Annotated in this window: 18 protein-coding genes; 11 read left to right on the plus strand and 7 right to left on the minus strand. The window is 61.9% G+C overall.

All coding sequences use genetic code 11. The features are described from left to right. Positions 1–76 precede the first annotated feature (76 nt). The 8 genes from ACT53S_RS15870 to ACT53S_RS15905 all read left to right on the plus strand — a co-directional run bounded on the left by ACT53S_RS15870 (position 77) and on the right by ACT53S_RS15905 (position 9,967). On the plus strand, positions 77–1,663 hold the full coding sequence (locus ACT53S_RS15870; RefSeq protein WP_476067695.1) for an ABC transporter ATP-binding protein: 1,587 nt from the start codon (positions 77–79) through the stop codon (positions 1,661–1,663). Then, complete coding sequence (locus ACT53S_RS15875; RefSeq protein WP_476067696.1) at positions 1,653–2,747, plus strand: ABC transporter permease; 1,095 nt, start codon at positions 1,653–1,655, stop codon at positions 2,745–2,747. Before ACT53S_RS15870 ends, ACT53S_RS15875 begins: the two co-directional genes overlap by 11 nt. Next, on the plus strand, positions 2,744–3,661 hold the full coding sequence (locus tag ACT53S_RS15880) for an ABC transporter permease (RefSeq protein WP_142068982.1): 918 nt from the start codon (positions 2,744–2,746) through the stop codon (positions 3,659–3,661). The genes ACT53S_RS15875 and ACT53S_RS15880 overlap by 4 nt, the downstream gene beginning before the upstream one ends. Positions 3,662–3,706: 45 nt before the next feature. Beyond that, positions 3,707–4,780, plus strand: a complete 1,074-nt coding sequence (locus ACT53S_RS15885; protein WP_113377559.1) for a BMP family ABC transporter substrate-binding protein — start codon at positions 3,707–3,709, stop codon at positions 4,778–4,780. A gap of 149 nt (positions 4,781–4,929) precedes the next feature. Continuing rightward, a complete protein-coding gene (locus ACT53S_RS15890) occupies positions 4,930–5,664 on the plus strand; it encodes a FadR/GntR family transcriptional regulator (RefSeq protein WP_476067697.1) in 735 nt (244 codons plus the stop codon). A 97-nt stretch (positions 5,665–5,761) separates the two neighbouring features. Next, a complete protein-coding gene (gene glmU / locus ACT53S_RS15895; protein ID WP_476067698.1) occupies positions 5,762–7,123 on the plus strand; it encodes a bifunctional UDP-N-acetylglucosamine diphosphorylase/glucosamine-1-phosphate N-acetyltransferase GlmU in 1,362 nt (453 codons plus the stop codon). 139 nt (positions 7,124–7,262) lie between these two features. Further along, positions 7,263–9,089 (plus strand): glutamine--fructose-6-phosphate transaminase (isomerizing), encoded by a 1,827-nt coding sequence (gene glmS / locus ACT53S_RS15900; RefSeq protein WP_476067699.1) that lies wholly within the window; start codon positions 7,263–7,265, stop codon positions 9,087–9,089. A 143-nt stretch (positions 9,090–9,232) separates the two neighbouring features. Continuing rightward, positions 9,233–9,967 carry a DUF502 domain-containing protein gene (locus tag ACT53S_RS15905; protein WP_113377563.1) on the plus strand — a complete coding sequence of 245 codons (735 nt, stop codon included), beginning with the start codon at positions 9,233–9,235 and terminating at the stop codon, positions 9,965–9,967. Between the two features lie 5 nt (positions 9,968–9,972). Here ACT53S_RS15905 and recG read toward each other — a convergent pair whose 3' ends face one another. After that, on the minus strand, positions 9,973–12,078 hold the full coding sequence (recG, locus tag ACT53S_RS15910; RefSeq protein WP_476067937.1) for an ATP-dependent DNA helicase RecG: 2,106 nt from the start codon (positions 12,076–12,078) through the stop codon (positions 9,973–9,975). Between the two features lie 95 nt (positions 12,079–12,173). Here recG and ACT53S_RS15915 point away from each other — a divergent pair, with 95 nt between their 5' ends. Together ACT53S_RS15915 and mfd are read left to right on the plus strand one after the other, a co-directional pair. Then, positions 12,174–12,488: an FAD assembly factor SdhE gene (locus tag ACT53S_RS15915; protein ID WP_476067700.1), complete on the plus strand. Its 315-nt coding sequence runs from the start codon at positions 12,174–12,176 to the stop codon at positions 12,486–12,488. Between the two features lie 6 nt (positions 12,489–12,494). Beyond that, positions 12,495–15,998: a transcription-repair coupling factor gene (mfd, locus tag ACT53S_RS15920; protein ID WP_476067701.1), complete on the plus strand. Its 3,504-nt coding sequence runs from the start codon at positions 12,495–12,497 to the stop codon at positions 15,996–15,998. Positions 15,999–16,007: 9 nt separating this feature from the next. Here mfd and ACT53S_RS15925 read toward each other — a convergent pair whose 3' ends face one another. From ACT53S_RS15925 to ACT53S_RS15940, 4 genes are all read right to left on the minus strand, one after another. Next, entirely contained in the window at positions 16,008–16,490 is a 483-nt protein-coding gene (locus ACT53S_RS15925) for an N-acetyltransferase family protein (protein WP_476067702.1), read from the minus strand. Positions 16,491–16,499: 9 nt separating this feature from the next. Continuing rightward, complete coding sequence (locus ACT53S_RS15930) at positions 16,500–17,432, minus strand: DMT family transporter (RefSeq protein WP_142068969.1); 933 nt, start codon at positions 17,430–17,432, stop codon at positions 16,500–16,502. Between the two features lie 57 nt (positions 17,433–17,489). Then, positions 17,490–18,161 (minus strand): DsbA family oxidoreductase, encoded by a 672-nt coding sequence (locus tag ACT53S_RS15935; RefSeq protein ID WP_113377567.1) that lies wholly within the window; start codon positions 18,159–18,161, stop codon positions 17,490–17,492. A 100-nt stretch (positions 18,162–18,261) separates the two neighbouring features. Then, entirely contained in the window at positions 18,262–20,034 is a 1,773-nt protein-coding gene (locus tag ACT53S_RS15940) for an extracellular solute-binding protein (RefSeq protein WP_476067938.1), read from the minus strand. 316 nt (positions 20,035–20,350) lie between these two features. Here ACT53S_RS15940 and ACT53S_RS15945 point away from each other — a divergent pair, with 316 nt between their 5' ends. Further along, positions 20,351–20,980 (plus strand): invasion associated locus B family protein, encoded by a 630-nt coding sequence (locus ACT53S_RS15945; protein WP_142068965.1) that lies wholly within the window; start codon positions 20,351–20,353, stop codon positions 20,978–20,980. 87 nt (positions 20,981–21,067) lie between these two features. On the opposite strand, the gene hspQ is transcribed toward ACT53S_RS15945, so the two are convergent. After that, complete coding sequence (gene hspQ, locus ACT53S_RS15950) at positions 21,068–21,397, minus strand: heat shock protein HspQ (protein WP_113377569.1); 330 nt, start codon at positions 21,395–21,397, stop codon at positions 21,068–21,070. A 77-nt stretch (positions 21,398–21,474) separates the two neighbouring features. After that, positions 21,475–22,425, minus strand: coding sequence for a DMT family transporter (locus tag ACT53S_RS15955; RefSeq protein WP_476067703.1), 951 nt, complete (start codon positions 22,423–22,425; stop codon positions 21,475–21,477). Positions 22,426–22,440: the final 15 nt, after the last annotated feature.

Genomic DNA, 22,440 nt, shown 5'->3' on the forward strand with positions numbered 1-22,440 from the left:
CGCAAACCGGTTATGAATTGAGCGATGAACCGGGCACCAAGACCCGGCTGAGAACCTGCGAGAGCGAGGGGGACCTGTGCCGCATCAACTGCCCGAAGGACAAGAGCCGCTCTTGTCCGTTTCCGGATTGACGAAGCTGTTCGGCAGTTTCAAGGCCTGTGACGGCATCGACCTTTCCATTGGCCATGGCGAGATCCACGCGCTGCTCGGGGAAAACGGCGCAGGCAAATCGACCTTGGTCAAGATGCTCTTCGGCATCCTTGCCCCCTCGGCCGGTACGATCGCCTGGGAGGGCCGGGCAACGGAAATCCCCAGTCCAGCGGTTGGCCGTCGACTGGGTATCGGCATGGTTTTCCAGCATTTTTCGCTGTTTGAAGCGCTGACCGTGGCCGAAAACATCGCCCTGTCGCTCGATGAAAACATCTCGATCGCCGATCTGTCGAAGAAGGCTGCGGAACTGTCGGTGGCCTATGGCCTGCCGCTCGACCCGGATGCCCATGTGGCCGATCTCTCCGTCGGCGAGCGCCAGCGTATCGAAATCGTGCGCGCGCTGCTGCAGAACCCGAAGTTGATCATCCTGGATGAGCCGACCTCCGTTCTGACCCCGCAGGAAGCCGACAAGCTTTTCGAAACACTGTTTAAGCTGAAGGCCGAAGGCCGTTCGGTGCTCTATATCAGCCACCGCCTCGAAGAGGTGCAGCGCATCTGTGACCGCGCCACGGTCCTGCGTCACGGCCGGGTAACGGGCGCCTGCGATCCCCGCCAGGAAACGCCAGCCTCGCTCGCCCGCATGATGGTTGGTGCGGAAGTTGCGGGTGTCGAGAAGGCTGAGCCATCAGCCAACGGCGACATCCAGTTGCAGGTCACAGAGCTTTCGGTCAGCCCGCGCACGCCGTTTGCCATGCCGCTCCGCAATATATCCGTGACCGTTCGTGCGGGCGAAGTGCTGGCGATCGCCGGTGTTGCCGGCAATGGCCAGAGCGAACTGTTCGACGCGCTGTCCGGTGAATATCCCGTTCGCGAGGCCGAGGCGATCCGTCTGCGCGGCAAACCCGTCGGCAGGCTCGGAATCAACGAACGCCGCCTGCTCGGTGCCGGATTTGTGCCCGAAGAGCGGCACGGCCATGCGGCCGTCACCGCCATGAGCCTGTCGGAAAACCTCTTCCTGTCGCGCAACGCCTCCGACCGCTCGGCCTATCTGTCCGGCGGAACTCTTGGCCTCATCCGCCACGGTGTCGTGCAGCAGGCAGCCCGTCGCATCTCCGAGATGATGGATGTGCGTAAGAGCGGCGACGATCCGGCGGCCGGATCGCTCTCAGGCGGCAATCTGCAGAAATTCATCGTCGGTCGCGAACTAGATCGCCAGCCATCCGTGCTCGTCGTCAACCAGCCGACCTGGGGCGTCGATGCGGGTGCTGCGAGCCGCATCCGCCAGGCACTGGTCGATCTGGCAAAAAGCGGATCGGCCGTGATCGTCATAAGTCAGGACCTCGACGAAATCTTTGAAGTGGCGACGAGCATCGCCGCGATATCCGAAGGCCGTCTGTCCGATGCCTATCCAGCAGCCACCATGACGCGCGAGCGTATCGGCATTCTGATGGGCGGCGTGCATGGGGCTGAGACGGTCCCGGCCGGTGGAGTGGAGAGCGCCCATGCGCATTGAACTCGAACGGCGCGCGCGCCAGTCCTCGCTCTTCGCGGTGGTGTCGCCTTTGTTGGCACTTGCGCTGACCGTCCTCTTCGGCGGCATCATGTTCGCGTTGCTCGGGAAAGATCCCGTATCTGCGCTCTTCAGCTTCTTCATCGAACCACTGCTTGAGGTTTGGTCGCTCCACGAACTCGCCATCAAGGCAGCCCCTCTGATCCTGATCGGTGTCGGCCTGTCGGTCTGTTATCGGTCGAACAACTGGAACATCGGCGCCGAGGGTCAGTTCACGGTGGGAGCAATTGTCGGCTCGATCGTCCCGATCACCTTCTATGAATGGCATTCGCCGCTGCTCTTGCCGATCATGATGGTGACCGGTGCCATCGGTGGTGCCGCCTATGCCGCTATTCCGGCTCTGCTGAAGACACGTTTCAACACCAACGAAATCCTGACCAGCCTGATGCTGGTCTATATTGCGCAACTCTTTCTCGACTGGCTGACCCGCGGCGTTTGGAAAGATCCTGCGGGTTACAATTTCCCGCAGTCGCGATCTTTCGTCACCGAGGCCGTTTTGCCGGAAGTGCTGGCGTCGGGACGCGCCCATTATGGCATCGTCTTCGCGGTCCTCGCGGCCGTGGCCGTCTGGTTCATGATGCGCTACACGCTGAAAGGTTTTCAGGTGAACGTGCTGGGCCAGTCGGAGCGGGCAGGGCGCTTCGCCGGCTTCTCCGGCCGCAAGATGGTCTGGTTCTCGATGATGTTTTCCGGTGCGCTCGCAGGTCTGGCCGGCATTGCCGAAGTCTCCGGCTCTATCGGCCATTTGCAGCCGTCGATCTCCCCCGGCTACGGTTTCACCGCGATCATCGTCGCCTTCCTCGGTCGGCTCAATCCACTCGGCATCATCGCTTCCGGTTTCGTGCTGGCCTTGACCTATCTCGGCGGGGAGGGCGCGCAGCTGTCCATCGGCGTGTCCGACAAGGTCACGCGTGTGTTCCAGGGCCTGCTGCTGTTTTTCGTGCTCTCCTGCGACACGCTCATTCTCTACAAGGTGCGCATCGTCTTCGATCGAGTTCGCCCGGCATCCACGAAGGCCGCGTCATGATTTTTGAAGCCATCCTTCTCACGGTCATCACCGCGTCGACGCCCCTGGTGATCGCCGCAATCGGTGAACTGGTCACGGAACGCGCCGGTGTTCTCAATCTCGGCGTTGAGGGCATGATGATCGTCGGTGCGGTCTGCGCCTTCATCGCCACCAAGAGCACAGGCTCTCCCTATGTCGGCGTGCTCGCCGGCGTTATCTCCGGTGCGGCCTTCTCGCTGCTCTTTGGTTTCCTGACGCTCACCCTTGTCGCAAACCAGGTGGCCACGGGTCTGGCGCTCACGATCCTTGGGCTCGGCGTCTCGGGCATGGTCGGAGAAAGCGTTGTTGGCCAGCCCGGCGTCAAAATGCAGCCGATTGCCATCCCGCTCCTGTCGGACATTCCGGTTCTCGGCAGCGTCCTCTTCCGCCAGGACATTTTCTTCTATGCCTCGATTGCCCTGATCGTCGGCGTGAACTGGTTCCTGTTCAAGAGCCGCACGGGCCTCAAGCTCAGGGCCATCGGCGACAGCCACGGTTCCGCCCATACCCTCGGTCTGCCTGTCATTCGCACACGCTATCTGGCCGTGATGTTCGGTGGTGCCTGCGCTGGCCTCGCTGGTGCGCAGCTATCGCTGGTCTATACGCCCCAGTGGGTCGAGAACATGTCGGCTGGTCGGGGCTGGATTGCACTCGCGCTGGTCGTCTTCGCCGCGTGGCGCCCCTGGCGCGTCCTGGCCGGCGGCTACCTGTTTGGTGCGGTCACCATCGGCCAGCTCCACGCTCAGGCGCTCGGCATCGGTCTTCCCTCTCAATTCATGTCGGCGCTGCCTTATGCGGCGACGATTGTGGTGCTGATCATAATCTCTCATAATCGCCGGACGACGCTGATCAATACGCCGGCCTGCCTCGGCAAGCCGTTCGTGCCGGACCGATAAGTACCAAACGACTACAGGCTCAACCTAACCATACAGGGGTACATTATGAAGAACTTCCTCTTCGCGCTCGCGGCATCCGCCGCCGCCATCGTCGGTGTCGCGGCGCCGGCCGCGGCGCAGGACAAGACCAAGATCTGCTTCGTCTATGTTGGCTCGAAGACCGACGGCGGCTGGACCCAGGCGCACGAACTCGGCCGCACGACCCTGCAGGAGCATTTCGGCGACAAGATCGAAACGCCTTACCTCGAAAACGTTCCGGAAGGCCCGGATGCCGAGCGCGCGATCGAGCGCATGGCGCGTTCCGGCTGCGCCGTGGTCTTCACGACCTCGTTCGGCTTCATGGACGCGACCCTGAAGGTTGCTGAAAAGTTCCCCGACGTGAAGTTCGAGCACGCAACGGGCTACAAGACGGCCCCGAACGTCGCGACCTACAACTCGCGCTTCTATGAAGGCCGCTTCATCAACGGTCAGATCGCCGGCAAGATGTCCAAGAACGGCGTCGCCGGTTACATCGCCTCCTTCCCGATCCCGGAAGTTGTCGCCGGCATCAACGCGTTCCTGCACGGCGCCCGCACCGTCAATCCGGAGTTCAAGCTGAAGGTCATCTGGGTCAACACCTGGTTCGATCCCGGCAAGGAAGCCGACGCTGCCAAGGCCCTGATCGACCAGGGCGTCGATGTTCTGACCCAGCACACCGATACGACGGCTCCGATGCAGGTCGCAGAAGAGCGCAAGATCAAGGCCTTTGGCCAGGCATCCGACATGATCGCCGCCGGCCCGACCGCGCAGCTGAGCTCGATCGTCGATACCTGGGGCGCCTATTACATCAAGCGTACCCAGGCAATCCTCGACGGGACCTGGACCTCGCAGCAGACCTTCGATGGCCTCAAGGACGGCATTCTCACTATGGCGCCCTACACCAACATGCCTGACGACGTGAAGGCCATGGCCATGGAAACCGAAGCCAAGATCAAGTCGGGTGAACTCAAGCCCTTCAGCGGCCCGATCAACAAGCAGGACGGCTCGGCCTGGTTGAAGGAAGGTGAATCCGCCGATGACGGCACCATCCTCGGCATGAACTTCTATATCGAAGGCGTGGACGACAAGCTTCCGCAGTAAAAGCGCGTTGTTAGAACTGTTTGGGAAAGGGCGCTTCGGCGCCCTTTCTTGTTTGTGGGTCGAAATGGGACACTGACATCACGAATACTCTTCACTGGCTTTGAACCTTCGTATAATGACCGCCGGACGGGACGGCGGGGAAGGTCGCGATGCGCAGGGATGAAGTTCGGGATATGAAGGCCGCGATACCGTCGCGGACAAGCCATTCCAGAGTGGTCGATCAGCTTGGCCTGACAATCGTTTCCGGAACGCTGGCCGTGGGTGAAACACTGCCGGGGGACAACGAACTCGAAAAACAATTCGACGTCTCGCGCTCGGTTCTGCGCGAAGCCATGAAGACCCTCACGGCAAAGGGGCTCGTGGTCGCGAAATCGAGGGTCGGCACACGGGTGACGGAGAAATGTCACTGGAACCTGCTGGATGAAGATGTGCTGCGCTGGCATTTTCGAGCCGGCGTCGACAAAGACTTTCTCAATCATCTGTATGACGTCCGTCTCGTTCTGGAACCCGCAGCAGCGGCGCTGGCTGCGTCCAACGCCTCAGCGGAGGATTGCGAAGAATTGCGCGGTTATGCGTACGCTCTTGGTGCGACCGAGCTTTCCTACCGCGAACAGGTCGATGCGGATCTGAAGTTTCATGTTCTTTTGTTCGTCGTCGGCGGCAATCCCTTCATCGAGAGCATGGTCGGCTTTATCAGAACGTCGCTTGATGGAGCTTTCACCGTCGCCTACAGCGAACAGAATCATCATCCGCGTGACGGCATCGCCCGCTCGCATCTCGCCATCGTCGATGCCATCGAGAATGGGGATGCCGCAGGGGCCAGCGAAGCCATGCGCCGGGTCATCGAACTCGGACGACGCAGTGCCATTGCCGCCTTGGGATAGGCTCATCGCGAGACCCCGACCACCACGCGAATAAGGCTTGCGGGTGCCCGGTGCCGGCGTTACTGAAATGGCGCCGTTCATTCGCCCGGAGTAAGCCATGACCCGTAAATGCCTTGCCGTCGTACTTGCAGCCGGTGACAGCACCCGCATGAAATCCTCGATGTCCAAGGTTTTGCACCCGGTTGGCGGTCGCCCCATGATCGCCCACGTGATGGCCTCGATCGCGGCGTCAGGCGTGTCGGATGTCGCGCTGGTCCTGGGCCGCGATGCCGAAAAGGTGGAGAAGGCAGCCAGCATCGACGGGCTCGCCGTCGAAAGCGTCCTGCAGACCGAACGCCTCGGCACCGGCCACGCGGTCCTGATGGCGAAAGACGCCATCGGCCGTGGCTATGATGAAATTCTCGTCGCCTATGGTGATGTGCCTCTGATCACGGCGGCCCCGCTCAAGGCCGCGCGCGAAGCGCTGGCGGGCGGCGCCGACGTCGCGGTCATCGGCTTCCACACCAAGAACCCGACCGGCTATGGCCGCCTGCTCGTCGAGAACGGCGAACTCATCGCCATCCGAGAGGAAAAGGATGCGACCGGGGCCGAGCGCGCCGTCACCTGGTGCAACAGCGGCCTGATGGCGATCGACGGCAAGAAGGCGCTCGATCTTCTCTCGCGGATCGGCAACAAGAATGCCAAGGGCGAATATTACCTGACCGACCTCGTCGAGATCGCCCGATCTCTCGGCGGCAAGGCGGTCGCCGTCGATGCACCCGAGAGCGAGCTGACCGGCTGCAACAACCGCGCCGAACTCGCCGTCATCGAGCGCCTCTGGCAGGAGCGCCGCCGGCACGAGTTGATGGTCTCAGGCGTAACGATGATTGCCCCGGAAACGGTGTTTCTGAGCCATGATACGGTGATCGGCCAGGATGCGCTGATCGAGCCCAATGTCGTCTTTGGCCCCGGCGTCACGGTCGAGGGCGGCGCTGTCATCCATGCCTTCTCGCATCTCGAAGGCGCCCATGTCGCTGCCGGCGCCACTGTTGGCCCCTTCGCCCGTCTGCGTCCCGGCGCCAACCTCGCCGAAGGCTCCAAGGTCGGCAATTTCTGCGAGGTGAAGAAGGCCGAGATCGGCAAGGGCGCCAAGGTCAATCACCTGACCTACATCGGCGACGCTGTCGTTGGCGCGGAGACGAACATCGGCGCCGGGACCATCACCTGCAACTATGACGGCGTAAACAAGCACGAGACGAAGATCGGGGCAGGAGCCTTCATCGGTTCCAACTCGTCTCTCGTTGCCCCGGTTTCGATCGGAGACGGTGCCTTGATTGCCTCCGGCAGCGTCATCACCGAGGATGTCCCGAACGACGCGCTGGCCTTCGGTCGCGCCCGCCAGGAGATGAAGCCGGGCCGCGCGGCCGTCATCCGCGAGCGCAACCTTGCCATCAAGGCAGCGAAGAAAGCCTCCAAGTAACAGCGTCAACACAGTCTTCACCGCGTGTTATGCTGCGTTGCATTACGAGACGAAATGCAATTTGACCGTTGGCCTGATTGCCTATGGCGGCAAAACCGCTAGGAACAATCCGTGTGATTGATAGGAAACGGAGAATTTCATGTGCGGTATCGTCGGAATCGTCGGTAACAAGCCTGTGGCGGAGCGTCTGGTCGACGCCCTCAAGCGGCTCGAATATCGCGGCTATGATTCCGCCGGCGTCGCCACTATCAACGACGGCAAGCTCGATCGCCGCCGCGCCGAAGGCAAGCTCTTCAATCTCGAGACCAAGCTCGCCGGCGAGCCGCTACCCGGCAATATCGGCATTGCCCACACCCGCTGGGCAACCCACGGCGTGCCGAACGAGGTAAACGCCCATCCGCATTTCGTCGATGGCGTCGCGGTCGTTCACAACGGCATCATCGAGAACTTCGCCGAGATCAAGGAAGAACTGGCCGCTGAAGGCGCCGTCTTCACCACCCAGACCGATACGGAAGTCATCGCCCAGCTGCTCGCGAAGTATCGCCGTCAGGGCCTCGGCCGCCGCGAAGCCATGCACGAGATGCTGCGCCAAGTAACCGGCGCCTATGCGCTCGCCGTCATCTTCAGCGACGACCCCTCGACGATCATGGCCGCCCGCTCCGGCCCACCGCTCGCGATCGGCTTCGGCGATGGCGAAATGTTCCTAGGGTCCGACGCGATTGCGCTTTCGCCGTTCACCAACCGCATAGCCTATCTTCATGACGGCGACTGGGCTGTCATCGGCAAGCAGGGTGCGCATATCTTCGACATCGACGGCAACCCGGTCGACCGTCCGGTGCAGATTTCCTCGGCCTCCGCTTACATGATCGACAAGGGCAACCACCGTCACTTCATGGAGAAGGAGATCTACGAGCAGCCGGAAGTGATCTCTCACGCATTGTCGCATTATGTCGACTTCGCTGAGCATACGGTGCGCGACATGGCTTCGGAGATCGATTTCGCCAACCTCCGCGGCCTTGCCATCTCAGCCTGCGGCACGGCCTATTTGGCCGGTCTCGTCGGCAAATACTGGTTCGAGCGCTATGCCCGCCTGCCGGTCGAGATCGATGTCGCCTCGGAATTCCGCTACCGGGAAATGCCGCTCTCGAAGGATCAGGCGGCCCTCTTCATTTCGCAGTCCGGTGAGACAGCCGACACGCTCGCATCGCTGCGCTACTGCCGCGACAATGGGCTGAAGATCGGTGCGGTGGTGAACGTCAAGGAATCGACGATCGCCCGCGAATCGGATGCGGTCTTCCCAATTCTCGCCGGCCCGGAAATCGGCGTGGCATCGACCAAGGCCTTCACCTGCCAGCTCGCTGTCCTCGCCTCGCTCGCGCTTGCCGCCGGCCGCGCCCGCGGCACCATCTCGGAAGCGGAAGAAAAGCAGCTGGTGAAGAGCCTTGCCGAAATGCCGCGCATCATGAGCCAGGTGCTGAACGCGGTGCAGCCGCAAATCGAGGCGCTGTCGCGCGATCTCTCCAAGTTCAAGGACGTGCTCTATCTCGGCCGTGGCACCAGCTATCCGTTGGCGCTGGAAGGCGCGCTGAAGCTCAAGGAAATATCCTATATCCATGCAGAAGGTTACGCCGCCGGCGAGCTGAAGCACGGCCCGATCGCGCTGATCGACGAAAACATGCCTGTGATCGTCATCGCTCCCTTCGACAGATTCTTCGAGAAGACCGTGTCGAACATGCAGGAAGTGGCGGCCCGTGGCGGCAAGATCATCTTCATCACCGACGAGAAGGGGGCAGCCGCCTCGAAGCTCCCGACCATGGCGACCATCGTGCTGCCCGTGGTCGCCGAGATCGTCTCGCCGATGATCTATTCCATCCCGATCCAGCTGCTCGCCTATCATACGGCCGTCTTCATGGGCACCGATGTCGACCAGCCACGCAATCTGGCGAAATCCGTCACGGTGGAATGACCAGCAAAACGATGGGCCTGACGTACCACCGGAACGACAAGGGCGCGCAGGCATTCTTCTAAGATCTTGCTATTGCGCGACCCGATCCGCTCGGTCATTGTCGCGCCTATCGACGCATTCCCGCATCGCACAATGACGGTCCCATGAGCGATATCTCGGACAAGATCTCGATGGCCACCCGGCTCAGGAACAACTTCCTGACCGGATTGATCATCTGCGCGCCGATGGCGATCACGATCTATCTGACCTGGACCTTCATCCATTGGGCGGACAGCTGGGTGAAGCCCTACATTCCGGACCGCTACAATCCGGAATCTTACTTGAAATTTGCCGTTCCAGGAACGGGGTTGCTGATCGCGCTCTTGTTCATCACGCTCGTGGGTTTTCTCGGGCGAAACCTGATCGGTCGCTCGATCGTCGGTTATAGCGAAAACATCCTGAACCGGATGCCGCTCGTTCGCACGGTCTACAAAAGCACCAAGCAGATTTTTGAGACCGTGCTGAAGGAGCAGGGGACCTCTTTCAAGAAGGTCGGCCTGATCGAATTCCCGCGGGCCGGCACCTGGGCGCTCGTCTTCATCTCCTCCGACGCCAAGGGGGAGATCGCAGTGAAGCTCAACCAGAACGGCGAGGAAATGGTCGCCGTTTTCTTAGCACCGACACCGGTCCCGACCGCCGGCTTCCTGATGTTCGTGCCGCGCAGCAAGCTTATGCTGCTCGATATGACGCCGGAGGAGGGGGTGAAGCTTTTGATTTCTGCAGGTCTGGTAACGCCGGACTACAAGCCGGGCGATCCCGCGGCTGCCATGCAGGCTCTGGTCGAGGAAGCGGCCGCCGATCCAGCGCCCGTTGAGGATCGCGTTGCGAGACGCCAGTAACCTCTTTACCCGGCATGCAGGAACCGGATCGCCTCGTCGCGACGGTGAAAATACAGAAGCGTGCGCACCGCCTCGCCACGCTCTGACGTGAGCTCCGGATCCCGCTCCAGCAGATAGGCCGCATCCTTTCGGGCAATCTCCAGCAGGTCGCCGTGATGCTCGAGGCTTGCAATCTTGAAGCCGGGTGTCCCCGACTGCCGCGTGCCGAGCAGCTCGCCTTCACCGCGCAGCTTCAGATCCTCCTCGGCGATCAAGAATCCATCTTCCGAATCGCGCAGGATGGAAAGCCGCGCCTTGCCGGTCTCCCCCAGCGGGCCCTTGTAGAGCAGGATGCAGCTCGACGCCTCGTCGCCACGGCCCACGCGCCCGCGCAGCTGATGCAGCTGGGCAAGTCCGAAGCGCTCGGCATGTTCGATCACCATGATCGTCGCATCGGGCACGTCGACACCCACTTCGACCACGGTGGTGGCCACCAGCAGCCGCGTCTCGCCGTTCTTGAAGGCAAGCATGGCCGCGTCCTTCTCCGGCCCTGCCATGCGGCCATGCACGAGCCCGATCGGCGCCTTGATGAACTGCGCCATCACAGACTGCCGCTCCTCGGCAGACATCAGCTCGCTCTCTTCGGTTTCCTCGACCAGCGGGCAGATCCAGTATGCCTTCTTGCCTTCTGCGATGGCGGCTCTGAGGCGCTCGATGACGTCAGGCACGCGCTCGGTCGGAACGGTCACCGTCTGGATCGGCTTGCGGCCTGCCGGCTTCTCGGTGAGCTTGGAGACGTCCATGTCGCCGAAGGCGGCCAGCACCAGCGTGCGCGGGATCGGCGTTGCCGTCATGACCAGCATATGCGGCGAGATGCCCTTGGAGGTGAGCCTGAGGCGCTGATGCACGCCGAAGCGATGCTGCTCGTCGACCACGGCGAGCGTCAGGTTCTTGTAGTTGACCGCATCCTGGAAGAGCGCATGCGTGCCGATGACAATCTGTGCTTCGCCGGAGGCAATGCGCTCCAGGATCGCCTCGCGCTCCTTGCCCTTGGTGCGGCCCGTCAGCACTTCGATCTTAAGGCCTGCCGGAGCGCCGAGCTTGGCAAGCGTTGCATGATGCTGCCGCGCCAGGATTTCCGTCGGTGCCATCAGAACTGCCTGTCCCCCGGCCTCGACGGCAGCCGCCATCGCAAACAGCGCCACCAGCGTCTTGCCGGCGCCGACATCGCCCTGGACCAGCCGCAGCATGCGCTGGTCGGAGGCCATGTCCTTCAGGATATCGTCGATCGCCGCCAGCTGGCTGTTGGTCGGGGTGAAGGGCAGGGTGGCGCGGATCTTCCCGCTCAACTCGCCCGTCGGCTTGATTGGCACCCCCGGCACCCGCCGAAGCTTCTGCCGCACCAAGGCGAGCGACACCTGGCCAGCCAGGAACTCGTCATAGGCGAGCCGGCGCCGGGCGGGCGCCTGCGGATCGATATCCTTTTCGTCGCGCGGATTGTGGAGCGCAACCACGCTTTCGCGCACACTGGCGAAACCCTGTTTCGTGGCGAGTGCCGCATCCGCCCATTCCGGCAGATCCGGCATGCGCTCGACGGCAGCCTCCACCGCCTTGCGCAGCACCTTGGGTCCGAGCCCCGCCGTCATCGGATAAACCGGCTCGACCAGCGGCAGGTTCTCCGCCTCGCTCGCCTTCACCATCAGGTCAGGATGCACCATCGAGGCGCGGCCGTTGAACCAGTCGACCTTGCCCGAGACCATCACGGTCTCGTCGATGGGCAGCGCCTTTTCTAGCCAGTTGCCCTTGACCCGGAAGAAGGTGAGCGCCAGTTCCCCCGTCTCGTCATGCAGCATGACGCGGTAGGGCAGGTTGCTCTTGCCCTTGGGCGGCGGCAGATGGCGGTCGACGCGGCCGGTGATCGTCACCAGCGAACCTTGCTGCGCATAGGCGATGCCCGGCTGATGCCGCCGGTCGATCAGCCTGTGGGGTGCCAGGAAGAGCAGGTCGACGACCCTCGCATCCTCGGCATCCTCGCGCCCGAGGAGCGTAGTGAGAAGCTGGGCGAGCTTGGGGCCCACTCCGCTGAGCGAGGCCACGGAGGCGAACAGGGGATCGAGAAGCTGGGGACGCATGATGGCCGCAAAATGCATTGCAAATTGCCCCTTTGGCAAGCTGACATTTGCCGGTCGCTGCTCTATAGAGGCGCAATATTGAAGAGGATCCCGACATGACAGGACTGGTGAGAAGCAGTGCCGACCTCGATCCGCGCCGCCGGCGCATCCTGTTCCGCTGCTGGCATCGTGGTATCCGCGAGATGGATCTGATGCTCGGCCAGTTCTGCGAGGCTCACATCGCCGAGCTTTCGGACGAGGATCTCGACGAACTCGAGCGCATCATGGCGGAGGAAGACAACGACCTCGTCAAATACATCACCGGTGCCGAACCCGTTCCTGCCCATCTCCAGACGCCGCTCTTCGAACGCATTTCCGCTCTCCGGCCGGATTTCTCGCCGGTCAGGGGCGAAGAAACCGCTGCAAAGTAATTGATGATGTCCCTGATCGATGTGAAGCGGATTGTCGGCGCACAATCCGCGCTGACGCTCTCCCATGTGCCCGATGGTATGGATGCCTTCATCCTGGCCGAGTTGGCGCGCGAGGGTAAACCGGTCGCCTATGTGGTCTCGGACGGGCAGCGCCTGCAGAACATCGAACAGACGCTGAGCTTTGCCGCGCCTGACATCCCGGTGCTCACCCTTCCGGCCTGGGACTGCCTGCCTTACGACCGCGTGTCGCCGTCCGCTGACGTCTCGGCGCGGCGTCTCGCGGCCCTCTCCGGCCTGATTGCACTCTATCTCAATCCCCATCCGGCGATAGTGTTGGTGACCGTCAACGCCATGCTGCAGAAAGTGGCGCCGGCGGATGTGATCGACAGCCTCGGCTTTTCCGCCAAGCCCGGCAACCAGATCCGCATGGACGACATCGCGGCCCGGCTCGAGCGCAACGGCTTCGACCGTGTGGCAACCGTGCGCGAGGTTGGGGAATTTGCTGTGCGCGGCGGCATCCTTGATGTTTTCGTGCCCGGATCGGAAGAACCCGTCCGCCTAGACTTCTTCGGCGATACGCTTGAAAGCATCCGCTCTTTCGATCCGGCAAACCAGCGCACGATCGGGCAGGTGCGTTCGCTCGACCTCAATCCGATGAGCGAGGTGACGCTGACACCGGAAAACATCAGCCGCTTCCGCAAGAACTATCTCTCGCTCTTCGGCGCTGCGACGCGCGATGACGCGCTTTATGCCGCCGTCTCCGAAGGCCGCCGTTATGCCGGCATGGAGCACTGGCTGCCCATGTTTTACGACAAGCTGGAGACGACCTTCGACTATCTGCGCGGCTTTCGTATGGTCACCGACCACACCGTGCGGGAGGCAGCCGAGGAGCGCGCCAAGCTGATCCGCGATTACTACGAAGCGCGTCTGAATTCCGCGACACCTGGCAAGGGCCATCTTGCGCAGGGCACGCCCTACAAGCCGGTCCCGCCCGAGCGCCTCTATCTCGGTGCTGGCGAATTCGGCAAGTCTCTCGACGCCTTCGATCCGATCCGTATCACGCCTTTCGCCGAACATGGTGGCGAAAGCCGGTTGGTGATCGAGGTCGATGCCCGCCCGACCCCGCGCTGGGCGAAGACCGCCAACGAGGACAGCGGCGAAGGCAGCCGCGTCAACGTCTTCGAACAGGCCGTCTCCTACATCGCCGACAAGCGCGCGTCCGGTGCAAAGGTCGTCGTCTCCGGCTGGTCCGAAGGTTCGCTCGACCGCCTGCTGCAGGTACTGAACGAACACGGACTGGAGAAACTGGTCCCGGTCACGGCGTTGAAGGATGCCGAAAAGCTCAAGAAGGGCGAGGCGGGAACCGCCGTGCTCAGTCTCGAAGGCGGTTTCGAGGCCGGCAACCTTGTCATCGTCGGCGAGCAGGACATTCTCGGCGACCGAATGGTCCGTCGCTCGAAGCGCCGCAAACGCGCCGCCGATTTCATCTCGGAAGTCGCAAGCATCGACGAAGGCTCGATCGTGATCCACGCCGAACACGGCATCGGCCGCTTCGTCGGGCTGCGCACGATTGAGGCCGCCGGTGCGCCACGCGCCTGCCTCGAACTGCAATATGCCGACGACGCAAAACTCTTCCTGCCGGTCGAAAACATCGATCTCCTCTCCCGATATGGGGGCGAGGCGACGGAAGTGCAGCTCGACAAGCTGGGCGGCGGCGCCTGGCAGATGCGCAAGGCCAAGCTCAAGAAGCGCCTGCTCGATATGGCTGGCGCCCTGATCCGCATTGCGGCCGAGCGCATGACCCGTTCCGCCCCTGTGCTGACGACGCAGGAAGGCCTTTATGACGAATTTGCCGCCCGCTTCCCCTATGACGAGACGGAAGACCAGGAAAACGCCATAGAGGCCGTCCGCGCCGACCTGGGCCAGGGGCGTCCGATGGACCGCCTCGTCTGCGGCGACGTCGGCTTCGGCAAGACGGAAGTGGCGCTCCGTGCCGCCTTCATCGCGGCGATGAACGGCATTCAGGTCGCCGTCGTCGTGCCGACCACGCTGCTTGCCCGCCAGCACTTCAAGACCTTCTCCGAACGCTTCCGGGGGCTGCCGATCCGCGTCCAGCAGGCCTCACGCCTCGTCGGCACCAAGGAACTGAACCTCGTCAAAAAGGAAGTCTCCGAAGGCAAAACCGACATCGTCGTCGGCACCCATGCGCTGCTTGGCTCGGGCGTCACCTTCGCCAATCTCGGCCTGCTGATCATCGACGAGGAGCAGCATTTCGGCGTCAAGCACAAGGAACGCCTGAAAGAGCTGAAGTCGGATGTCCACGTCCTGACGCTCTCGGCCACGCCGATCCCGCGCACCCTGCAGCTCGCCATGACCGGCGTGCGCGAACTCTCGCTCATCACCACGCCGCCCGTCGACCGCATGGCGGTGCGCACCTTCATCTCGCCCTTCGATCCGCTGGTCATTCGTGAGACCCTGATGCGCGAGCATTATCGCGGCGGTCAGAGCTTCTATGTCTGCCCGCGTCTCGCCGATCTCGCCGACATCAAAGCCTTCCTCGACGAGAACGTGCCGGAGCTGAAGGTCGCCGTCGCCCATGGTCAGATGGCGGCTGGCGAGCTTGAAGACATCATGAACGCCTTCTACGAAGGCCGCTACGACGTGCTGCTCTCGACCACCATCGTCGAATCCGGCCTCGATGTTCCGACGGCCAACACGCTGATCGTCCACCGTGCCGATATGTTCGGTCTCGCCCAACTCTACCAGATCCGTGGCCGTGTCGGCCGCTCCAAGGTCCGCGCCTTCGCGCTCCTGACGCTGCCAGTCAACAAGGTGCTGACGGCAGGCGCGGAACGTCGTCTCAAGGTCCTGCAATCGCTCGATACACTCGGCGCCGGCTTCCAGCTCGCCAGCCACGACCTCGACATCCGCGGCGCCGGCAATCTGCTCGGCGAGGAACAGTCCGGCCACATCAAGGAGGTCGGCTTCGAACTCTACCAGCAGATGCTGGAGGAGGCTGTCGCCGAGGTGAAGGGCGTCGACGAAGTCGTCGACACCGGCTGGTCGCCGCAGATCCAGGTCGGCACCTCTGTCATGATCCCGGAAAACTACGTGCCGGACCTGCATCTGCGCATGGCGCTCTATCGCCGCCTCGGCGAACTCGACGATCTCAGAGAAATCGACGGCTTCGGCGCCGAACTGATCGACCGCTTCGGCCCGCTGCCGATCGAGGTCCAGCACCTGCTGAAGGTCGTCTACATCAAGGCGCTTTGCAGGGTCGCGAACGTCGAAAAGCTGGAGGCCGGCCCCAAGGGCGTAGTCGTCCAGTTCCGCGGCAAGCAGTTCCCGAACCCGGCGGCCCTTGTCGGTTACATCGCCAAGCAGGGCACCATGGCGAAGATCCGGCCCGACCACTCGGTCTTCCTCACCCGCGACCTGCCGACCCCGGAAAAGCGGCTGGCAGGCGCGGCGGTGGTGATGACGCAACTGGCGGAACTGGCGAAGGCTTAAGCGCGCGCTTCACTCGGCGCGCGCTACGATGCGGCGGATCTGGAAGCCGGTCTTGTTCTGCTCGAAGCCGGCAGATAAGTAGAAGGCCAGTGTCTCGGGTTTAGTTGAACCGGTTAGCAGCATGACCTTGTAGCAGCCACGTTCCCAAGCTGATGAAATAGCATGTTGCAACGTGGCGTGACCGTAACCACGTCCCCGATGTTGGGACGCAGTGACCACATTCTCGATCAGTGCATAAGGCAGGCCGCCCCGGGTCAGATTGGGAATGACAACCAGCGTACAGGTGCTGACTGGGGTCCCGTTAAGAACGCCGACATGCACCCCGCTGCCCGGAATCCGCTCAAGAGCCAAGAAATGTTCTTCTGCTGCTTCGACCTGTAGAGCGACATCATCGGGGTTGAGATCGCGGTAAAGCCGCAGAAGGGCGGGCAGGTCCGCCCGCACCGCTAACCGGACGAGAAACGACGCACTCTCGGCTGAGTTTGGCTCCATCACGAGGTCTCAGTCGCCATCTTCCGGCTTGATCGCCAGCGCCGCATCCGTCTTGCCGGCCACCGGCGGCGGGAGCGGCGTGTCGCGCTTGCGTTCGCGGATCAGCGTCAGCAGTCCAGAACCGACGATGAGCGCAATGCCCACGCCCATCGGCCAGTCGACCTTGTCGCCGAAGACGAGATAGCCGAGCAGGATCGCCCAGAGCATCTGGCTGTACTGGATCGGCCCGACGATGGGGGCGGGCGCGTAGAAGGAAGCGAGCATCATGAGGATGTTGCCCATGGCCTGAAACAGACCGAAGGCGGCGAGGAGCATCAGGTCATAGCGGTCCGGCGTCTGGAAGTCTGGCAAAGAAAATGCCGCACAGATGATCACGCTGCCGAGAAGGCCCGCTCCGTAGAGCGAGATGTTCTTCTCCTGCGGCCCCATGGCGCGGAAGATGATGATCGTCACGGCGCCGGCGAACCCCGAGATCAGAGCCGCCAGGTGCCCGAGCTGCAGTTCCCGGAAACCCGGACGCAACACCACCAGCACCCCAAGGAAGCCGATCAACACCGCAGCCCAGCGCTTCATCCCCACTTGTTCCTTCAGGAAGATCACCGACATGATCGTCGCGAAGCTCGGCAGCAGGAAGATCAGGCAGAAGGCTTCCGCCATCGACAGATGGGTAAAGGCGATGATGCTGCCGACCGTGCCGACGGCGGAGCAGACGAAACGCAGGCCCCAGAGCGGCCAGTTGGTGCTGCGCACGAGGTCGGTGTAGCGATCGCCACGCTTCATCAGGAACGGGATCGCGAAGAACCCGAACAGGCTACCGATGAAACCGGCTTCGAAAGGCGGCACGCGCCCCTCGACGAGTTTCACCGAAGCATCGCTGAAGGAATAGGCGGCAAAGCAGATGAAGGCGAGCAGGACGCCTTTGAAGGTCGTGTCGGAAGACAAGATGCTGATCCCGGGGAGGAGGTTACCCCACCGGGATAGTTGTGTTCGCGCGAGCGGTCAATTCAGATTGCGCAGAGCCTCTGCCTTCGCTTTGGCAATTTCACGAAGTGCATTCGCAAGTTCAGCCGGTGGCTGGGCACCACTCACCGCATATTGCTGGTCGAAGATGAAGAACGGCACGCCGTTGACGCCCATCTGTTTGGCGGCGTCGACTTCCGACAGCACGTGGTTCACGTCGGCATCACCCGAGAGCAGCGATTCGATCACCGGCCGCGAAAGGCCTGCTTGTGTTGCGATGTCGAGTAGCACCGCGGGATCGCCGACATTGCGGCCCTCTTCGAAATTCGCCTTGAACAAAAGGTCGACGACGCGGCCCTGTGTCTCGCGGCTTTCCTGTCCGGCCCAATGGATCAGCCGGTGGGCGTCGAGCGTGTTGGGACCGACCTTGATTGCCTCGAAGTTGAACCGGATGCCAACCTCTGCGCCGAGGGTTTTCAGGTGCGCGTGAGCCCGGTCCATATTGTCTTTGCCGCCCAGCTTCTTGGCGAGCTCGACCTGCTGGTCGACACCCTCGGGAGGATAATCCGGGTTCAACTGGTATGGCCGCCAGTTGATGTCGACGCTGACCTCGTCCTGCACCTCGGCCAATGCCAGCTCCAGCCGCGCTTTGCCGAGATAGCACCAGGGGCAGACGACGTCCGATACGAGGTCGATGGTGATGCGGTCCATGATGTCGCCTTTCCGGGTGGATCCTGTGTGGTGCTGTCACTTAAATGAAAACGGGCCGGGGACAAGCCCCGGCCCCTGAAACGCTCTGTTGCCCGGCTGTTTACTGCACCCGCGCGTCGAACCAGGTCGGCCGCTGGTAGCCATAGAGGGGTTGCGCCTCTGGCCTGCCGATATGCTTCCAGCGGGCCACCCATTGTTCGCCGAGGTGATAGAGGGGCACCACATAGTGGCCAGCAACCAGCAGCCGGTCATAGGCTCGCACCGCCGCCTCGAAATCGGCGGGTTCCCGCGCCTCCAGCAGCGCTTCGATCATGCGATCGATATCGGGGTCCGCCACCCCGGCATAATTGAAGCTGCCCTGAGCATCCTTCGATTCCGAGCCCCAGCGATTGACCTGCTCGGCACCTGGCGACAGCGACGAGGTATAGGACTTGATGATCATGTCATAGTCGAAGCTGTTCGAACGCGCCTGGTACTGTGCATCGTCGACGGTACGGATTGCCATGTCGATGCCGATCAGCTTCAGCGTCCGCTGGAAGGCGAGCGCCATTTTCTCCTGGCCCTCGTTTTGGGTCATCACCTCGAAAGCGAACGGCTTGCCGCTGGCATCCAGCATCTTGCCGCCCTGGATCTTGTAGCCGGCCTCGCCGAACAGCTTCACCGCCTTGCCCAGCGCCTTGCGGTCGCCGCCGGAGCCATCGGTGGCCGACTGCGTGTAAGTTCCGGCCAGCAATTCGGGCGTCAGCCTGTCCTTTGCAGGTCCAAGCAGCGCCAGTTCCTTCTCGTCGGCTGCATTGCCGTAGGCGCCGAGCGCCGAGTTCTGCCAGTAGCTCTGCGTGCGCGTGAAGGCGTTGTTGTAGAGTGTCTTGTTCATCCACTCGAAATCGAAGGCCGTGCTGATCGCCTCGCGCACCTTCACATCGCTGAAGATGGGCCGGCGCGTATTGAACACGAAACCGAGCATGCCGGCGGGCAGGCCGGGTTTGAATGCCTCTTTCACGACGTCACCCTTCGCGACCGCCGGGAAATCGTAAGCGCGCTGCCAATGATTGGCATCGCCTTCCGGATAGATGTCGATATCGCCCTTTTTGAAGGCCTCGAACATCGTCGCTTCCTGGAGATAGTAGGTGACGCTGATCTCGTCGTAATTGTCGAAACCGACCTTCGAGGGAATATCCTTCGCCCAATAATCGGGATCGCGCTCCCAGGTTACCTTTTCGCCCGGCTTCAGATCCTTGACCTTGTAGGGGCCCGAACCAACCGGAATGGCCAGCCCAGCCTGGTCGAAGGTCGCAGCATCAATGGCATGCTTGGGCAGGATCGGCGTAGAGGCTGCAAAGATCAGCGGCGTCTCGCGATTGGCCTTTTCGTTGAAGGTGAACTTGATGCCGTGCGCACCGACCTTTTCCATCTTTTCGACGGATGCCAGACGCGAGTTGAAGGGCGGCCGCCCCTTGTCGCGCAACAATTCGAACGTGAAAATCACATCGTCGGGCGTCACCGGCTCCCCGTCATTCCAGCGCGCTTTCGGATTGAGGTTGAATTGCACATAGGTCCGGTCCTGATCCCATTCGACGCTCTCGGCGAGCAGTCCGTAGAGCGTGAACGGTTCGTCGGCGGACCGGGTCATGAGGGATTCGTAGAGGAGGTTGCCGAATTCCGGATCCCACACGCCGCGCGCTGTCGTGCGCATGCCCTTCAGAACGAACGGGTTCATCGCGTCGAAAGTGCCGACGACGCCGTAATTGATCTTGCCACCCTTCTTTACGTCCGGCTGCACATAGGGAAACTGCCGGTAATCGGCCCCCAGGTTCGGCTCCCCGTGCATGGCGATCCCATGCACGGGTTCGGCCATGGTGTAGGAGGCAGACATGGCCGCCAGAGGCAGGAAACACAGGCTTAAAAACAGTCGACGCAAGGCAAGGATCCTCCCGGATATGGAATCTCAAGGTGCTGCAGGCTAGCACAGTCACCACAAATCCAACACATGCCCGTGTGACACGAGCCATAGGCGAGTCGTGCCGACATCAAAGAAAAGCTGGATATTCCGGCCGCCGCGATGTAACACGATGGCCGGATCGCCAGGCCATGCATTTGCCTCATTTGCCCGACAGGTGAGCGCCGAGCAGGCCGGTGAATGACGCGGCACAAAGTCCGCGCGACAGGGGTTTTCAGGAGACGGAATACGAATGATGTTCACAGTTAACAACGCCACGCGGACGGCTTTGTCTGCACTCGCACTGTCCTTCGCAGCCGCTGCCATGCCGGCTGTAGCCCAGGCCCAGGACGCTGCACCGGCACCGGCCAAATGGTTCAAGACCTGCTCGAAGCAGGAAGAGTCGGATATTTGCGTCGTCCAGAACCAGCTCGTCGCCGCCAACGGCCAGTTGATCACGGCTGTCGGCCTGATCACGGTCGAAGGTAAGGTCAATCGCAAGCTGCTGCAGGTGACGGTTCCGTCGGCTCGCCTGATTCCGCCGGGCGTTCTCATGCAGATCGATGGCGGCAAGGGCACCAAGCTCGACTACGCCGTCTGCTTGCCTGACCGTTGCACCGCTGAAATTCCGCTGACCGACGCGATCATTTCCAGCCTGAAGAAGGGCGGCGAAGTGGTCTTCACCTCGATCAACTTCCGCCGCGCACCGAACCCGATCAAGATCCCGCTTGAAGGTTTTACCGGCGCATTCGATGGCGAAGCGATGTCGCAGTCGCAGGCTGAGGAACGCCAGCGTATGCTGCAGGAAGCCATGCAGAAGAAGCAGGAAGAGCGCAACAAGGCGATCACCGACGCTCAGAATGCTGCCAAGCAGGGCAATTGATCGGACTTCGATCAACGCATAAATAGAACAAAAGCGCCCGTGTCGGTCTGACGCGGGCGCTTTTCTTTGGCTATTGGACGAGCGGCCTCAGTGGGCGTAGTTCATCCGGGGTTTGTAGCGGCCGGTCTGCTGCGGCTCGAAGATCTGCTGGATCTGGGGATTGCGCAGCGGCTCCTCGCTCTCGTCCGTCTCGAGGTTCTGCTCGGAGACATAGGCGACATATTCGGTTTCCGCATTCTCCGCGAGGAGATGATAGAACGGTTGGTCCTTGGCGGGACGGACCTCGGCCGGGATTGCATTCCACCATTCCTCGGAATTTGCGAATTCCGGATCTACATCGAAGACGACGCCGCGGAACGGAAAGACCTTGTGCCGAACGACATCCCCGATACCAAATTTAGCGCTTCTTTGTTTCATGGCTTCATTTCCTTTCCCTAAGATATTTGGGAAGAAGGTCTTCCGAAATCAAGACATGCAGTTTCCGTGCCGTTTCCTTACGCTGTCCGGCGGCGCGGCGCCGTTGCCATTACCAGCCCCGACGTCACCAGGATGATGCCTGCAGCATGGTATCTCTCGAATGTCTCGCCCAGAAAGATCACCGCCATCAGTATTGAGGTCGGCGGCATCATGTAGAGGGTCATACCGGCAATCCCCGCACCGAAGACATGAACCGCGTGCTGGAAGCAGTAGAAGGCCGCGAGCGACGCGAACAGGATAATGCCGCCCAGCATGGCGAAATCCTTGGGCGTATCCGGCAATAGACCGCCGGACACGATCTCAGCGATACCCGGCGGCAGAAGAACGATCGCACCGGACAGTGCCAGCAGCCCGAACAGGGGCAGGGGCGGCATCGCCCGGATCCCGGGGCGCCGCAAAAGGATCGAGTAGACCGCAAACGAGATGGCCGCCACCAGAATGGCGAGATCCCCCAGGTTGAAGCGCAGATGCAGGATGGCGGCGAGATCGCCTTTCAGCACGATCGCCGCAACGCCTGTGAAGGCGATCACCATGCCGGCTATCTCCCTCAACCGGATGCCACGTCCCGCAAACAGCCATTCGAACAGGATGATGAAGAGCGAGGAGGTCGTGTAGATCAGCGTTGCATTTGATGCGGTCGTGAGCGTCAGTGCCCAATAGACGACCCCTCCACAAATGCCCATGCCCAGAATGCCGAGCACCAGCCACAGCACGGTGTGACTGCGGACAAAGGTCAGACATTCGCGCCGATGGCGCCAGACGATCGGCGACATGATGAGAGCGGATCCCGCCCAGCGGATCAGCGCTGTCGTGAACGGCCCCATTTCCCCCGTAATGCCGCGCCCGAAAATCAGGTTCGACGAAAAGAAGACAGGAGCCAGCAGGAAGAGGGACCAGTCGAGGAGACGCGGTGCAGGCGCCCGATTTGCGGCGGTTTGAGTTGCGGCGGGTGTCGGATCGGCGGCCATGGCGGCAAAAACACT

Source organism: Allorhizobium sp. DMC15 (assembly GCF_056314065.1).

What these genes read in the sequence shown, in the direction of transcription:
- ACT53S_RS15875 (WP_476067696.1), top strand. Translation starts at nt 1,653, where the DNA reads ATGCGCATTGAACTCGAACGGCGCGCGCGCCAGTCCTCGCTCTTCGCG.
- ACT53S_RS15880 (WP_142068982.1), top strand. Translation starts at nt 2,744, where the DNA reads ATGATTTTTGAAGCCATCCTTCTCACGGTCATCACCGCGTCGACGCCC.
- ACT53S_RS15885 (WP_113377559.1), top strand. Translation starts at nt 3,707, where the DNA reads ATGAAGAACTTCCTCTTCGCGCTCGCGGCATCCGCCGCCGCCATCGTC.
- ACT53S_RS15890 (WP_476067697.1), top strand. Translation starts at nt 4,930, where the DNA reads ATGCGCAGGGATGAAGTTCGGGATATGAAGGCCGCGATACCGTCGCGG.
- glmU (WP_476067698.1), top strand. Translation starts at nt 5,762, where the DNA reads ATGACCCGTAAATGCCTTGCCGTCGTACTTGCAGCCGGTGACAGCACC.
- glmS (WP_476067699.1), top strand. Translation starts at nt 7,263, where the DNA reads ATGTGCGGTATCGTCGGAATCGTCGGTAACAAGCCTGTGGCGGAGCGT.
- ACT53S_RS15905 (WP_113377563.1), top strand. Translation starts at nt 9,233, where the DNA reads ATGAGCGATATCTCGGACAAGATCTCGATGGCCACCCGGCTCAGGAAC.
- recG (WP_476067937.1), bottom strand. Translation starts at nt 12,078, where the DNA reads ATGCGTCCCCAGCTTCTCGATCCCCTGTTCGCCTCCGTGGCCTCGCTC.
- ACT53S_RS15915 (WP_476067700.1), top strand. Translation starts at nt 12,174, where the DNA reads ATGACAGGACTGGTGAGAAGCAGTGCCGACCTCGATCCGCGCCGCCGG.
- mfd (WP_476067701.1), top strand. Translation starts at nt 12,495, where the DNA reads ATGTCCCTGATCGATGTGAAGCGGATTGTCGGCGCACAATCCGCGCTG.
- ACT53S_RS15925 (WP_476067702.1), bottom strand. Translation starts at nt 16,490, where the DNA reads ATGGAGCCAAACTCAGCCGAGAGTGCGTCGTTTCTCGTCCGGTTAGCG.
- ACT53S_RS15935 (WP_113377567.1), bottom strand. Translation starts at nt 18,161, where the DNA reads ATGGACCGCATCACCATCGACCTCGTATCGGACGTCGTCTGCCCCTGG.
- ACT53S_RS15940 (WP_476067938.1), bottom strand. Translation starts at nt 20,034, where the DNA reads ATGTCTGCCTCCTACACCATGGCCGAACCCGTGCATGGGATCGCCATG.
- ACT53S_RS15945 (WP_142068965.1), top strand. Translation starts at nt 20,351, where the DNA reads ATGATGTTCACAGTTAACAACGCCACGCGGACGGCTTTGTCTGCACTC.
- hspQ (WP_113377569.1), bottom strand. Translation starts at nt 21,397, where the DNA reads ATGAAACAAAGAAGCGCTAAATTTGGTATCGGGGATGTCGTTCGGCAC.
- ACT53S_RS15955 (WP_476067703.1), bottom strand. Translation starts at nt 22,425, where the DNA reads ATGGCCGCCGATCCGACACCCGCCGCAACTCAAACCGCCGCAAATCGG.